The organism is Chitinophaga agrisoli (assembly GCF_008386695.1).
Lineage (GTDB): Bacteria > Bacteroidota > Bacteroidia > Chitinophagales > Chitinophagaceae > Chitinophaga > Chitinophaga agrisoli.
In genome coordinates, this window is record NZ_VUOC01000001.1 from 654801 (window position 1) to 669182 (window position 14382).

Below are 14382 nucleotides of genomic sequence, written 5' to 3' on the forward strand. Positions count from 1 at the left end.
TCAGGAGGCTGTTTGCGCGTAATGGTTGTTACTTATTATGCAATACAGTCAGCAGATAGCTGGCCACTTTATGGTGGATAGTGATTGGCTATAACTTAAGGCGGTAGCAATTCTTCCTGATCACAGTGACGGTTGCTGGTCAGTTAAGGATAGTAATTGTTACAGACCGCTGCTGATGTTACCGGATCATCGCAATACATCCACAAGGACCCTTACCCACACTGTTGTAATTAACGGCTCCGTTCATTATGCCTTCTCTCCGGCAACCTGTTACATGCATCTTATTCATTGGTAATTCTCTAAAAAACATTTTCGTTATGTCTCAACAGCCTACTGAGCATACTATCAGCCGTGCGCCATTTCCTGCCTCCGAAAAGATCTATATTCCCGGGCAGCTGCACGATATTAAGGTAGCCATGCGTGAAATCTCCTTAACGCCCACCCGTTTAAACGGCAAGCAACACGGGCAGAGTGAGCCTAATGCGCCCGTAGTGGTATATGATACCAGCGGCCCTTACACAGACCCTGCTGTGGCCATTGATGTGCGCCAGGGCCTGCCCCGTTTGCGCCAGCCCTGGATAGAAGGCCGTAACGACACCGCGCCGCTGACCGGTCTTAGCTCCGCTTACGGACGGGAGCGCCTGGCAGATACCAAACTGGACGCCTTACGTTTTTCCCATCTGCAAACACCGCTGAAGGCCAAGCCGGGTCATAACGTGTCGCAGATGCATTATGCCCGCAAGGGTATCATCACCCCGGAGATGGAATACATTGCCATCCGTGAGAACCAGTCCGCAGAGCGATTATTCCGCGAAAACAATGAATTATGGCAACAGCATAAAGGCCATTCCTTTGGCGCCAATACCCCGGTGCAGTTCATTACGCCCGAGTTTGTAAGGCAAGAGATAGCCGCCGGCCGGGCCATCATCCCATCCAACATTAACCACCCGGAAAGCGAGCCAATGATCATTGGCCGTAATTTCCTGGTTAAGATCAACGCCAATATCGGTAACTCCGCCGTTAGCTCCAGCATAGAGGAAGAAGTAGAAAAGGCCGTATGGGCCTGCCGATGGGGCGCAGACACCATCATGGACCTGAGCACCGGCAAACATATCCATGAAACGCGGGAATGGATCATCCGTAACTCGCCTGTGCCCATTGGCACGGTGCCTATTTACCAGGCGCTGGAAAAAGTAAATGGCAAAGCAGAAGAGCTGAACTGGGAGATCTTCCGCGATACCTTAATAGAACAGGCAGAACAAGGGGTGGATTATTTTACCATCCATGCCGGCGTACTGCTGCGGTATGTACCGCTTACGGCCAAACGCACTACGGGTATCGTATCCCGCGGTGGCTCCATTATGGCCAAATGGTGCCTGGCCCATCATAAAGAGAATTTCCTGTACAGTCATTTTGAGGAGATCTGCGAGATCATGAAAGCCTATGACGTAGCCTTTTCCCTGGGGGATGGCCTGCGCCCCGGCAGCATTGCAGACGCCAATGACGCCGCGCAGTTTGGCGAGCTGGAAACCCTGGGCGAACTCACTACCCAGGCCTGGCAGCATGATGTACAGGTGATGATAGAAGGCCCCGGCCACGTGCCCATGCACCTCATTAAGGTAAATATGGAAAAACAGCTGCAGCATTGCCATGAAGCGCCTTTCTACACCCTGGGCCCTCTGACTACGGATATTGCGCCCGGTTATGACCATATCACGTCTGCCATTGGGGCTGCGATGATCGGTTGGTTTGGCACCGCCATGCTGTGTTATGTAACGCCTAAAGAACATTTGGGCCTGCCCAATAAAGAGGATGTGCGGCAGGGTGTAATTGCCTATAAAATAGCCGCCCACGCCGCAGACCTGGCCAAAGGCCATCCCGGCGCACAACACCGGGACAATGCCCTGAGCAAAGCACGTTTTGAATTCCGTTGGGAAGATCAGTTCAACCTGTCCCTGGATCCGGAAACGGCTAAATCCTATCATGATGAAACACTACCAGCAGAAGGCGCCAAGATCGCGCATTTCTGTTCTATGTGCGGGCCGCATTTCTGCTCTATGAAGATCACGCAGGAGGTACGGGATTTTGCCGCTACCCAGGGCGTAGCAGAGCAGGAGGCGCTGGAAGCAGGGATGAGCGCGCAGGCGGAGGCGTTTAAACTGCAGGGTGGGGAGATCTACCTGTAATGATACTCATCATCACCCACCCGGAACCGCTGCCCAATGAGACCATTCTTTGGCAGGAGCTGCTCGCTGCCGGCGCTGACGCTCTGCTGCTACGCAGGCCGCATTGGGGCCCGGATGAATACGGACAGGTGTTAACGCAAACCGATCCGGCCTGTTATGACCGCATACTTATTGCGGGGCATTGGCAGCTGTATCAGCGCTTTGGCCTGATGGGCGTACACCTGAGCGAAAACCTGCGGAACAGTACTCCACGCGCGCTGCTGGAAGCATTGCGCCACCAGCGTTGCTGTTTAAGCACCGGGATACATAGTACGGTTGCATTGCCGGGTGCAGGCGATCCCTGGGATCTGGTGTTGTTAAGCCCTGTGTTTGACAGCATATCTAAGCCGGGATATAAAGGGCAGTTTAACAGTGGCTTCCGGCTGGTGCGTGATGGGGGCGGGCCAAAACTGCTGGCATTAGGCGGGGTAAACGCCACCAATGCCGCACAGGCGCGGCAAATGGGATTTGACGGTATAGCCCTATTGGGGGCCATCTGGCAACAGCCGGCCCAGGCAGTGGAACAATTTCATGCAATTAGTCAACAATGGAACGCGAACGCCCATATGTAATGAGCCTGGCCGGCCTGGATCCCAGCGGGGGCGCCGGGCTGCTGGCAGACATCAAGACCTTTGAGGCCCATAAGATCTATGGGCTGGGGGTTTGTACGGCGCTGACTGTGCAAACGGACCGGCAATTTCTTTCCGTGGACTGGCTTTCTGCTGACCGTATTATGGCGCAGGCACGGCCACTACTGGAACAATTTGCGCCGGCCTATTGCAAAATAGGCATCGTGGCCGATGTGCCTACCCTGCTGGAAATAGTGCGCAGGCTGCATATGCTGCGGCCCGGTATCCGTATTATCCTGGACCCGGTGCTGAAGGCTTCTGCCGGCTATGATTTCCACAGCGCATCGCAGGCAGCCGCCTGGCAGGAAGTACTGCCCTATCTGTACCTGCTCACGCCTAATTACGACGAAGTGCTGGTACTGGGCGGAGCCGCACCCGATGGACAATCTGCCGCACTGCAATTAAGCCGGCACTGCGCTATACTGCTGAAGGGCGGGCACCGCCCGGACCGTAAAGGCTGGGATACCCTGTATGTATCGGAAACGGCCTGCGATCTGCCGCCCGGGCAGCACAAGGTGTATCCCAAACATGGATCGGGCTGCGTGCTCTCTGCCGCTATCACTGCCCAGCTGGCGCTGGGTCATGCCTTACCATTGGCCTGTACTAACGGTAAGGCGTATACAGAACAATTTTTATCCAGTCATTCATCATTAATAGGATACCATCAAGTATGATCAGCATCTTACATTACATATCACAAGCAGACCATATTGCCAATATCCAGGCCGCCTGCGATGCAGGGTGTAACTGGATACAATTACGCATGAAGGACAGCACGCCGGAAGCCGTGCTACCCGTTGCGCTGGCCGCCAGGAAGATCTGCGAGGCCTATAACGCTACCCTTATCATTAATGATTATCCTCAGGTGGCCAAAGAGGTGGGCGCCCATGGCGTACATGTTGGCAAACAGGATATGACCGTAGCAGCCGCCCGCGAAATACTGGGCCCCGGCTTTATTGTAGGCGGTACCTCCAATAGCTTCGAAGATATCTTACAGCACGCTAAAGACGGCGCGGATTACGTAGGGCTGGGGCCTTACCGTTTTACCACTACCAAGCAGAAACTAAGCCCCATACTGGGACTGGAAGGTATTAGCGGCATCGTACATCAGCTGGCCTCGCAGGGGATACAAATGCCGGTCATTGCCATTGGCGGCATACTGCTGGAAGATATACCGGCGCTGCTGGCGGCGGGTGTGCATGGCGTAGCGGTCAGCGGATTGATCACCCATGCGGATAACAGACAAGCGGTTGTGCGGGAGATCTTTGCAGCGGGTAATCTGCAGCACGTGCAGTAGCAGAAAGGATACCAAGGTAGCGAATCATTTGCAGCGGGTGCTGCAATAGGGGCATAACGGAATGCAATGAACCCTGGATCAGGCAACCGCTTTTGAAATCATTAACCCGCTGCTGTTGATCAGGCAGCGCATCACTTTAAAACATCTTTACAATGCAATCATTGGTCATAGCCGGACGCAGTTTTCAGTCACGCCTGTTCACCGGCACAGGCAAATTTTCATCGCCTCAGATAATGGAAGCGGCTTTGCTGGCCTCCGGTTCTGAGCTGGTGACGGTAGCCCTGAAACGGGTAGATATGCATGACAAGGGCGACGATATGCTGCAGCACCTGGCGCATCCACAGCTGCACCTGTTGCCCAATACCTCCGGCGTACGTACGGCCAAAGAAGCGGTATATGCCGCACAGCTGGCCCGGGAGGCGTTGGAGACCAACTGGGTGAAGCTGGAGATCCACCCTGATCCCCGGTACCTGCTGCCAGACCCGGTGGAGACTTTGCTGGCCGCGGAAGAGCTGGTAAAACTGGGTTTTGTAGTGCTGCCCTATGTGCACGCAGACCCGGTATTATGCAAACGGCTGGAAGATGTAGGCACTGCCGCTGTAATGCCACTGGGCGCCCCTATTGGCAGTAATAAAGGGCTAAAAACATTCGATTTCCTGGAGATCATTATTGAGCAAAGCCGGGTGCCGGTGGTAGTGGACGCCGGCATAGGCAGCCCATCAGACGCCGCCAAAGCCCTGGAAATGGGCGCAGATGCGGTGTTGGTAAATACGGCTATTGCAGTAGCCCAGGACCCGGTAGTAATGGCGCTGGCCTTTAAGCACGCGGTAAGCGCCGGCAGGCTGGCTTATGAGGCAGGATTGGCGGGTAGTCAGCAGCGGGCAGTAGCCAGTAGCCCTTTGGTGGCTTTCCTGGATGAAATGTAAAAGCAATGGTTGTGTACGGCTTTCCGGACAAAACGAAAGCTTGCTGCGACCGTTCAAACTAAGCGTAAACAAACATAATAACGGCAATATCCACCAGTGATGACAGCCGCTGATATTACGTGCTTTATTAAGATTTATGGTCAATACCAATCACTATGAGCAGTTTTCAAGACCTCTTTGATCAATACGACTGGGATACCGTAAAAGCAGGTATCTACAATAAAACAGCGTTGGATGTGGAAAGAGCGCTGGCCGCTCCCCGGCGCAACCTGGAGGATTTTAAGGCCCTCCTGTCTCCCGCTGCAATGCCGTACCTGGAGCAGATGGCGCAGCTTAGCCATCGCCTCACGCGGCAGCGGTTTGGTAATACGATGCAGCTGTATATACCGCTATACCTTTCCAATGAGTGCCAGAATATCTGCACTTACTGCGGGTTTAGCCTGGATAATAAAATACGCCGTAAAACGCTGCAGCCGGCAGAGATCCTGCAGGAAGTAGCCGCCATTAAGGCTATGGGTTATGAGCATGTGCTGCTGGTAACCGGCGAAGCCGCTCAAACCGTGGGCGTAAACTATTTTCAGCAGGCGCTGGAACTGATACGCCCGCATTTTGCGCACATCAGCATGGAAGTGCAGCCGATGGACGAGGAAGATTATGCATCACTCATCCCCCTGGGACTGCAAAGCGTACTGGTGTACCAGGAAACCTATCACCGGGCGGATTATAAACTGCATCATCCTAAAGGGCGTAAATCCAATTTTGATTACCGGCTGGAAACGCCGGACCGGCTGGGCCGCGCGGGCATCCACAAAATTGGGCTGGGCGTGCTGATAGGGCTGGAAGACTGGCGTACAGACAGCTTTTTTACCGCCCTGCATCTGCAGTACCTGGAAAAGACCTATTGGCAAACGCGGTATAGTATTTCGTTTCCGCGGCTCCGGCCCTGTACGGGAGGTTTGCCTCCTAAAGTAGAGATGAAGGACCGGGAGCTGGTACAGCTTATCTGCGCTTACCGGCTGCTAAGCCCTGATGTAGAGTTGAGCCTCTCTACCCGGGAATCAGAACAGTTCCGCAATCATGTGATCAAGCTGGGTATTACTGCGATGAGCGCCGGATCTAAGACCAATCCCGGTGGGTATGTAGCCGACAGGGAATCCTTGGAGCAGTTTGAAATATCAGATGAGCGTAGTCCGGCAGATATTGCGCAAATGCTGCAGACGCAAGGATATGAAGCAGTGTGGAAGGACTGGGACAGGAGTTTAACGAAATAGGATGAATGGTCTTAAATGAAAAGATTGGGATGGATGTTCAACGGATCATTGAATGAGCAGTTTAATAAGCGCAGGGATAGTCAAGTCAATTTTACGATATAGAAAAAGCCCTCCAGGAGCGGAGGGCTTTCCTTGAAAACCTAAAATCCATTAATCATATTAGAATATCTGAGTGGGGCTTATAAAGATAAGCTGCTACATTACATACCATTCGAATGTAAGCTCCCTCTACTGAACAACCTACAAACGAGTTCAACTTGAACAAAATGAACAGCAGTAATGTAAACTGCACAACATAAGTTGCTAGCTTACTTTTTCCATGTCCCTGTATGTTTTAATGGTATCGTGCGAGCTCCTCAATGCGCCTTTCTGGTTAGCGATCAGTTCCCTTACGCTATAAGGCATGGGAGCATCTGAGCGAAGCGCTTCTTCATATGCGCGCTGTGCAGCATCTTCCCCGTATTCGCAGCTGGCCAGTATAGCATGGCGGTCCTGGCCGGTAAATGTCGCTTTCACATCCATCCAGGTGCGGTATATCTTACCAGAGGCGGTAGTGCCTGTTTCAATATCACCACCAAACTGAACGCGCTCCTGGTTCAGCTGGGCCGAGTAGGTCCTGCTTTCGTCTATCATCCGTTGGAACAAGGCTTTCAGGTCTGCATCATCGGTCTGATCCATTGCTTTTTCATAACCTTCTATACGGTCGTTGTTGATCTTTACGAGGTCGCTTAAAAGTTCTGAGAGTTTTTCGTTCTGTTGCATGGCATTATTTGTTTTGATGTTTATTGTTAATGAGTTTCCAGTACGCATCCGTAAGGCATGCGTATTTCAAAAGGGGCGGGGGCCGGGGGCCTTTCCAATACCTGTTCAAAAATGCGACCAGTTGGAAATGCACACTGGCGCGCATCCGGGACTGCCTTTAAACACCCCATTCCATGACGTATTTTTTTCCCGCATGGTGGAATCCCTTCCACAATGCAGGGCTTGTAAAACGGTTGCAATATTGTGTGTGTTATTATTAAGAGGGGATTAGGGATTGGCACAGATTTTTTACTGTACTATTTAACCAAACATTTTTCATATGAGAAGCATATTGTATCTAATAGCCCTTATTCTTATCATAGGATGGGTGTTAGGCTTTTTCGTTTACTCAGCTGGTGGCCTGATACACGCACTGCTGGTACTGGCTATTATTGCAATCCTGTTGAGCATCATCCGTGGCAGAGCGCCCGTAGAGTAATGGATGATAGATTGAGCCTGATTAAGAAATTGATATTAAAGATGAATAATTAATAACAGCATGCCTGTTGTGCACCTATTGAGTGAAAGTGAACCATACAACCGCGTGCATGCGAGCTTATTAATTATTCATCTTTTCCTTTTGCGTTAGTTTCTTTGTTATTGCTTTCCGTAGCTGAAAGTATTAGGTAATACCCAGCGCGCTTTATAGATCTTCAACCCCTCCTGATAAAATATACGTTGCCCTTTTGTATCCAGCACTTCATCCGTCCACCAGGAAACCTTAGGCAGGATAATGATCCCCGGAAAACCTGCGGGGCCGTCTGTAATACTTTTTATATTCTTCTGATAATCTGTGTTGGCAGTAGTTAATGCACGCGTAGCGGCATTTACCTGGTATACATTGGTAGTATTAGTAAGCCACAAGGCATCACTGTTATAGACGGGAAAAAGATCATGGGCTTCTTTTCCGGGCAGTGCAACGGCGGTATCGGGGATCAGGTCCGGTTGTTTTTTGTTGAAATTATATTTGAAGGTACGGAGCTGTGTTTGCGCGGCAGACCATAATAGCTGCCGGTGCTGGTCCCATACTACATTATGCCCAAAGGCAATAGGCACTTTATGACTGTATACCTGTTCTGCCGCCTGCGTGGTATCTACACTGAATATAGTAAGATAGTTGCCGGTGCTGGAAGCGGCTACAATATTGCCATCCGGCAGTACCTCCGCAGAATGTGTATTACCGCCGGCATAGGCATAAAATAATGTTTTCTTATCTGCGATACGTACCAGGGCTACGCCGCCACCGGAGGCGCAGGTAAGTATATATTTGCCGTTGTATACCACTTTGGCGTCGCTGGGGCTGCTGAACCATTTTACATGTTCGGGCTTTACGTTGGAAAGCTCAGGTTTCCATTCCCAGATGATCTGTTGCGAGGGTACATCCGCAATAACGATACGGTGCTGCGATTGTTCCGCCAGCACGATACATTGTTTGCAGCTATCTACCGAAGGCGTGGCGATAGCGGTAATAGCAAACATTAACCAATTAAGCATTAACATATTGTCCCAATGATTTTGAATAAGGTACAGCGGGTTAAGTTATAATTATTTGGCGGCGCGGGGAAGCCGTTTGTAAAAAATAATGGAAATGTGATGAGGGGTGGAAAGGGCCCCTACCTGTAAATACGGAACCCTGTACTATCCCGGCTTACGTGCAGGCGGTTCAGCTCTGCAATGGTGCCCAGGATAACGGCCAGGGAGTCTTTTTTGCGGACCTGTCCGGTGAAAAAGCTTTTGCGCAGCTGCTGCGGGGTATAACTGATGCGGGTGTGATACTCGGTGGAGAACCGGTTCACGACTTCGGGGAGGGGGACATTAGTAAACAGGAGCTCATCGCCGTTGTCAGTGATATTGCCTTTTACCAGTTCCGGGGATGCGTTGTCCGTTTTACGCTCACAGTCATAAACTGTCAATGAGCGCTTCCCTTTATTAAAGGCGCATTCCTGGCCGGGTGTTAAGTACACCATCTCTTTGGCGGCTTGAGCTCCTGTTGTGTTTACCATGACCTTACCGGTCAACAGTCTTATTTTCACGGTCCGGTCCCCCTCGTAAGCACTGATCCTGAAGGCGGTGCCCAGAACAGTGGTTGCTACATTTCCAGAATATACAATAAATGGTCGTCCCTCGTCTTTAGTTACGGTAAAGGTGGCGGCTCCTTTCAGGTACAGCGCCCGCGTAGTGGCGTTGAATCCGGCCTGGTATTGCAGGGAGCTCCCTTCTTCCAGCACGGCGGTAGAACCGTCCGGCAGGGCAATGAGCCGGGTACTGTTACCTGTGTATTGCACTAGGGTATCCCGGTGCGGCGCCTCTTTACCGTTATAGGCTACCCTGTTTTGCGGCAGGGTTGGCTTTGGATAATATTGCCACCATATGCTACCGCCCAGCAGTAATGCGATGGTGGCGGCGCATGCCCAAACGCTGTAACGGCGTTTGCGGGCGGCACTGGCTTCCCGGCGTACCTTATGCAGCATATGGCTGCTGTAGGCGGGGTGCAGATGATTGTCCGGCTCGAAAGCGTCCCAATCCTGCTCCGGCAGCAAAGCCGCCAGTTCCTCCGGGTGATTTTGCAGATAATATCCTACCGCTGCTGCTTCCTCGGCTGTACACTGGTCCTTTAGGAACCTTTCTATTAATGCACGGTTGATGTTCATCTGGCAAAAATATAGCCCTGTTTGTAATATTACGCAGGAGGGGTGCGGTGCACCCACGGGCAGGGAAAATATTTTTCAGGAGGGGATCAGGTTCTCAGGAGTTGAGGGAATTAAAGAGGTTTTACTGGCGAATTGTTGGAGGGCAGCGATGCAGAAGGATCAAGGCGCTGGTGTGGTGAAGACCGGGGACAAAAAGAGCTGCAGGAGGATTTTGATGCAGAGGAATTAAGGCGCTGGTGTGCTGAGGCCCAGGGATAAAGAACTGCCAGAAGGCTCGATGCAGAAGGATCAAGGCGCTGGCGTAACGAAGACCAGGAAAGAAAAAGGGCTTTCCGGCAAACTGCAGGAAGGCCGCAATGCAGAAGAATCAAGCAGGTTGGCCTGACAGACCATCAACTGCATACAAACAACAATACCAGCACAATCGCCTCCCTGATCTGCTTAATAGCCCTGTTCACCTGGTTCTCTACTGTCTTTACAGAAAGCGAGAGGCGGGCAGCTATTTCGCGGTTGGTAAGGCCTTGTATGCGGTATTGGAAGATCTTCTTTCTTTCCGGCGGCAGGGTTTCCATAGCACGGTGTACCTGGTCCAGGTTTTCGCGTTCCTGCAGCGCCATGGTGGTCTCTTCCATTTCCGGCAGCTGGTGGATGGCCATGGGAACGGAACGTTGCTGGGCCTTACGGCGCAGTACGTCTATCAACGTGGTCCGGGCGATCCTGAACAGTTGTTGTGACAGGGGAAATTCTTCGTTAAGGTGGCTGCGGTAACGCCACAGTTTGATGAAGGTGAGCTGCACCAGCTCTTCGGCCACGTCTGCAGCAGCCGTACGTTTCAGGAAATAGTAATACAGTTTCTCATGAAACTGGTAATAAACCTCCTCAAAAGCGGCAACGGTCCCTGTTTTTATGGCTGATACGTGGTCCAATATGTTTTAGATTACATCAACGAATTACTACGGAAGGGGCAGCAAATCTAAAACATAGATACTATTTTTCTGTGGGAAATAAAAGGAATTACGGATTATCCGTCATAATCCGCAATGCTTGTTGCAACGTACTTTCGCCGCACCCATGCGCATCCACGGTTATCAGGATAATCCGTAATGGTGTATGTATTAGCCTTTGAGGGAAGCAATATCTATTACAAAACGATATCTCACATCGTTCTTGACCATACGTTCGTAGGCGTTATTGATATCCTTAATGTTTATCACCTCTACATCAGATACAATGTTATGCTCCGCGCAGTAATCAAGCATTTCCTGGGTTTCGCGGATACCGCCGATCATAGAGCCGGCTATGCTGATGCGGTTAGCGATCAGGCTAAAAGGAGGGATCTGGGCGGGCTCCGGCGGAACGCCTACACAGATCAGCGTACCATTTGTTTTCAGCAGCCGGGTGATGGCGGTAAAATCATGCGGTGCAGATACGGTATCCAGTATGAAATCAAACTGGCCGGCGAGACTTTTCATTACTACCGGATTAGAAGTGAGGGCAAAATGGTGTGCGCCCAGGCGTTTGGCATCTGCCTCTTTGGAGGGGGAGCCGCTCAGCATAGTCACTTCTGCGCCAAAGGACGATGCGAACTTCACGCCCATGTGGCCCAGGCCACCTAAACCTAATACACCTATCTTATGGCCGGGCCCTACTTTCCAGTGGCGCAGGGGCGACCAGGTGGTAACACCGGCGCAGAGCAGGGGCGCTACAGCTTCCAGTGCTAATTTGGGAGATACCTTCAGGGTATATTGCTCATCTACCACTATCTGGGTAGAGTAACCGCCATAGGTAGGCGTTTTGCCATCGCGCTCGTAAGCGTTGTAAGTACCTACCAGATGCGTTAAACAGTATTGCTCATCACCAGCTTTACAGTTGGCACATTCCCGGCAGGAATCCACAAAACAACCTATGCCGGCCAGATCGCCCACCTTAAACTGTTTTACATGATCGCCCACTTTTGTTACACGGCCTACAATTTCGTGGCCGGGTACCATGGGATAGATGGAATTGTTCCATTCGTTACGTGCCTGGTGAAGATCGGAGTGGCAAACACCACAATACAGGATCTCCATCTGCACATCGTGCGGACCTGGCTCCCTGCGGTCGAAACTGAAGGGGCCTAACTGATCTGTTGCGTGTTGTACCGCATAAGCTTTAGTATTCATAGTACGGATTATGTTGGTGTTATAATAATTGCAATGGTGGAAATCCAATCCAGCTTATATGGTATGCGATCCCTTAGTTGCCTAAGCGTACAAATTTATAGTATTAAGTATGATAGTACAGCGTCTGGCCTTTGCTCTTTTATAAATTAGTAACCTCACCCAAAAAACCCACCCGTTATGAGAAAAAAATCTATCCTCTTACCCTTTTTGTTACTCCTGCTCCATTCCCCATTATTTGCCCAGAAACAGATGGAGCGGCTTAACCGCGGCGTAGTGGCAGTACGCAGCAGCGCCGGACAGGTATATATAGGCTGGCGCTTATTTGGCACAGACCCGTCCAATATTGCCTTTAATGTGTACCGGGGATCGGTGAAGGTAAACCCCACGCCTATCACCAACTCCACCAACTATGTGGATAATACCACGGCCAATGCTTCCTATACCGTAAGGCCGGTGCTGAACGGGCAGGAGCAGGCCGCTTCTGAATCCGCTACCGTGTGGGCGCAGCAGTACCTGACCATTCCCATACAGCCACCGGCAGGCGGCACAACACCAGACGGCGTGGCTTATACGTACAATGCCAATGACTGCAGCACCGGCGATCTGGATGGGGACGGGCAGTATGATATTGTGCTGAAATGGGACCCGTCCAATTCAAAGGATAATTCCCAAAGCGGTTATACCGGCAACGTATACCTGGACGCCTATAAACTGAACGGCACGCGTTTGTGGCGCATCGATCTTGGCAGGAATATCCGTGCCGGGGCACATTACACCCAGTTTATGGTCTATGACCTGGATGGCGATGGCCGGGCAGAACTAGCCTGCAAAACGGCAGACGGTACCCGGGATGCCGCCGGCGCCGTAATTGGCGACCCTAATGCGGATTACCGGAACAGCAGCGGTTATGTGCTGAGCGGACCGGAATTCCTGACCATCTTTAACGGTCAGACCGGCCGGATCATGGCCACCACGGATTACCTGCCCGCCCGCGGCACGGTATCTTCCTGGGGCGATAACTACGGCAACCGGGTAGACCGTTTTATTGCCGCCGTTGCCTACCTGGATGGCGTACGTCCCAGCCTGATCATGGGCAGGGGCTATTATACCCGGCTGGTACGGGTGGCCTGGGACTGGCGCAACGGGCAGCTTACCCGGCGCTGGACCTTTGACAGCAATACCTCCGGCAATAATGGCTACGCCGGGCAAGGTAACCACCAGATGACGGTAGGCGATGTGGATGGCGATGGCAAGGACGAGATCTGTAATGGCCCCAGCGCTATCAACGATAACGGTACCGGCCTGTATGTAAATGGGCTGGGCCATGGAGACGCCCTTCATATGACGGATATGGACCCGGACCGTCCGGGCCAGGAACTCTGGCAGTGTCATGAAACGCCTTCCCAATACGGCGTTTATGGCTTAGAGTTCCGCGATGCCCGTACCGGGCAACCCCTCTGGGGCGTGCCTGCCACCACAGATGTAGGCAGGGCCATGGCAGCGGATATTGATCCCCGTTATAAAGGGCTGGAAGTATGGGGCGCCTCTGTAGGCGGTGTGTTTACCTGTAAAGGGGTACAGATCTCCAGTTCCAAACCTTCTGTAAACTTTGGGATCTGGTGGGATGGCGATCTTTCCCGCGAACTGCTGGACGGCGTTAACCTGGATAAATGGAATTATACCAGCAATAATACCACCCGGCTGGTGACGTTCTCCAGCTTTGGCGCAGCCTCTAATAACGGTACCAAGGCCAATCCTGGGCTTACAGCCGACCTGCTGGGGGACTGGCGGGAAGAAGTGGTTTTGCGCAGCAGCGATAATACCAAACTATTGCTGTTCACCACCGTTATACCCACCTCTACCCGTATCTATACACTGATGCATGATCCACAATACCGGGTAGCGGTGGCCTGGCAGAACTCCGCCTATAACCAGCCGCCGCATCCCGGATTTTACCTGGGTACCGGTATGGCAGCACCCCCGTCCCCCAATATCCTGCTGACGGGCACGCCGACTGGTAATAACTATACGCCGCTGCCGCCGGTAAAATCGCCATTCCCCGCGCAGGCGCCGCCGGTGTATCCTAATCCTTTTGCGCATACTTTTACTTTAAACGTGAAGGGGGATTTTAACTACGTGATATATGACCAGGCCGGACAGATGATAGAAAAAGGCATGGCTACTGATCAGAAAACCATGGGCGCGCAACTGGGCAGCGGTATTTATGTGATAAAGGTGGATGGTGGTACTGGTCCGCAAACGTTTAAAGTTATCAAACAGTAATGTTTTAGGCCTGATGCTACGCTACCCTTGATCCTTTTAATAACAGCGCCTCCAAAAGTACCTGACTTTTGGAGGCGCTTCTGGTTATTGTGAGTGTGAACGTTTTTGTATCTTTGCATCACACCTCTCTATTCCCT

At 51.8% G+C, this 14382-nt stretch carries 13 protein-coding genes; 8 read left to right on the forward strand and 5 right to left on the reverse strand.

The window, feature by feature from the left end:
- Positions 1-317: 317 nt before the first annotated feature.
- The 6 genes from thiC to thiH all read left to right on the forward strand — a co-directional run bounded on the left by thiC (position 318) and on the right by thiH (position 6348).
- On the forward strand, positions 318-2186 hold the full coding sequence (thiC, locus tag F0L74_RS02660) for a phosphomethylpyrimidine synthase ThiC (RefSeq protein WP_149836279.1): 1869 nt from the start codon (positions 318-320) through the stop codon (positions 2184-2186).
- Positions 2186-2797 carry a thiamine phosphate synthase gene (locus tag F0L74_RS02665; protein ID WP_149836280.1) on the forward strand — a complete coding sequence of 204 codons (612 nt, stop codon included), beginning with the start codon at positions 2186-2188 and terminating at the stop codon, positions 2795-2797. Before thiC ends, F0L74_RS02665 begins: the two co-directional genes overlap by 1 nt.
- A complete protein-coding gene (locus F0L74_RS02670) occupies positions 2773-3528 on the forward strand; it encodes a hydroxymethylpyrimidine/phosphomethylpyrimidine kinase (protein WP_149836281.1) in 756 nt (251 codons plus the stop codon). The genes F0L74_RS02665 and F0L74_RS02670 overlap by 25 nt, the downstream gene beginning before the upstream one ends.
- The gene (locus F0L74_RS02675) at positions 3525-4151 is read left to right on the forward strand and encodes a thiamine phosphate synthase (protein ID WP_149836282.1); all 627 of its coding nucleotides are present in this window, start codon (positions 3525-3527) and stop codon (positions 4149-4151) included. The genes F0L74_RS02670 and F0L74_RS02675 overlap by 4 nt, the downstream gene beginning before the upstream one ends.
- A gap of 152 nt (positions 4152-4303) precedes the next feature.
- Entirely contained in the window at positions 4304-5077 is a 774-nt protein-coding gene (locus tag F0L74_RS02680; RefSeq protein WP_149836283.1) for a thiazole synthase, read from the forward strand.
- A gap of 155 nt (positions 5078-5232) precedes the next feature.
- The gene (gene thiH, locus F0L74_RS02685; RefSeq protein ID WP_149836284.1) at positions 5233-6348 is read left to right on the forward strand and encodes a 2-iminoacetate synthase ThiH; all 1116 of its coding nucleotides are present in this window, start codon (positions 5233-5235) and stop codon (positions 6346-6348) included.
- A gap of 303 nt (positions 6349-6651) precedes the next feature.
- Here thiH and F0L74_RS02690 read toward each other — a convergent pair whose 3' ends face one another.
- On the reverse strand, positions 6652-7110 hold the full coding sequence (locus F0L74_RS02690) for a ferritin-like domain-containing protein (protein ID WP_149836285.1): 459 nt from the start codon (positions 7108-7110) through the stop codon (positions 6652-6654).
- Between the two features lie 319 nt (positions 7111-7429).
- Between F0L74_RS02690 and F0L74_RS02695 the strand changes: the two genes are divergently transcribed.
- A complete protein-coding gene (locus F0L74_RS02695) occupies positions 7430-7588 on the forward strand; it encodes a lmo0937 family membrane protein (protein WP_149836286.1) in 159 nt (52 codons plus the stop codon).
- A 158-nt stretch (positions 7589-7746) separates the two neighbouring features.
- Here the strand turns inward: F0L74_RS02695 and F0L74_RS02700 are convergent, their stop codons facing one another.
- The 4 genes from F0L74_RS02700 to F0L74_RS02715 form a co-directional block, all read right to left on the reverse strand.
- Entirely contained in the window at positions 7747-8649 is a 903-nt protein-coding gene (locus F0L74_RS02700) for a DUF6528 family protein (protein WP_149836287.1), read from the reverse strand.
- Positions 8650-8762: 113 nt separating this feature from the next.
- Positions 8763-9800 (reverse strand): FecR family protein, encoded by a 1038-nt coding sequence (locus tag F0L74_RS02705; RefSeq protein ID WP_149836288.1) that lies wholly within the window; start codon positions 9798-9800, stop codon positions 8763-8765.
- Between the two features lie 392 nt (positions 9801-10192).
- Positions 10193-10726, reverse strand: a complete 534-nt coding sequence (locus F0L74_RS02710) for an RNA polymerase sigma factor (protein ID WP_188315829.1) — start codon at positions 10724-10726, stop codon at positions 10193-10195.
- A gap of 189 nt (positions 10727-10915) precedes the next feature.
- A complete protein-coding gene (locus F0L74_RS02715; RefSeq protein WP_149836290.1) occupies positions 10916-11962 on the reverse strand; it encodes an NAD(P)-dependent alcohol dehydrogenase in 1047 nt (348 codons plus the stop codon).
- A gap of 177 nt (positions 11963-12139) precedes the next feature.
- Here F0L74_RS02715 and F0L74_RS02720 point away from each other — a divergent pair, with 177 nt between their 5' ends.
- Positions 12140-14245 (forward strand): rhamnogalacturonan lyase family protein, encoded by a 2106-nt coding sequence (locus tag F0L74_RS02720; RefSeq protein ID WP_188315830.1) that lies wholly within the window; start codon positions 12140-12142, stop codon positions 14243-14245.
- The last annotated feature ends 137 nt before the right edge of the window (positions 14246-14382 follow it).

Coding starts and splice junctions, on each gene's coding strand:
- thiH (WP_149836284.1), top strand. CDS start 5,233: ATGAGCAGTTTTCAAGACCTCTTTGATCAATACGACTGGGATACCGTA.
- F0L74_RS02720 (WP_188315830.1), top strand. CDS start 12,140: ATGAGAAAAAAATCTATCCTCTTACCCTTTTTGTTACTCCTGCTCCAT.
- F0L74_RS02675 (WP_149836282.1), top strand. CDS start 3,525: ATGATCAGCATCTTACATTACATATCACAAGCAGACCATATTGCCAAT.
- F0L74_RS02700 (WP_149836287.1), bottom strand. CDS start 8,649: ATGTTAATGCTTAATTGGTTAATGTTTGCTATTACCGCTATCGCCACG.
- F0L74_RS02670 (WP_149836281.1), top strand. CDS start 2,773: ATGGAACGCGAACGCCCATATGTAATGAGCCTGGCCGGCCTGGATCCC.
- F0L74_RS02690 (WP_149836285.1), bottom strand. CDS start 7,110: ATGCAACAGAACGAAAAACTCTCAGAACTTTTAAGCGACCTCGTAAAG.
- F0L74_RS02715 (WP_149836290.1), bottom strand. CDS start 11,962: ATGAATACTAAAGCTTATGCGGTACAACACGCAACAGATCAGTTAGGC.
- F0L74_RS02665 (WP_149836280.1), top strand. CDS start 2,186: ATGATACTCATCATCACCCACCCGGAACCGCTGCCCAATGAGACCATT.
- F0L74_RS02705 (WP_149836288.1), bottom strand. CDS start 9,800: ATGAACATCAACCGTGCATTAATAGAAAGGTTCCTAAAGGACCAGTGT.
- F0L74_RS02680 (WP_149836283.1), top strand. CDS start 4,304: ATGCAATCATTGGTCATAGCCGGACGCAGTTTTCAGTCACGCCTGTTC.
- F0L74_RS02695 (WP_149836286.1), top strand. CDS start 7,430: ATGAGAAGCATATTGTATCTAATAGCCCTTATTCTTATCATAGGATGG.
- thiC (WP_149836279.1), top strand. CDS start 318: ATGTCTCAACAGCCTACTGAGCATACTATCAGCCGTGCGCCATTTCCT.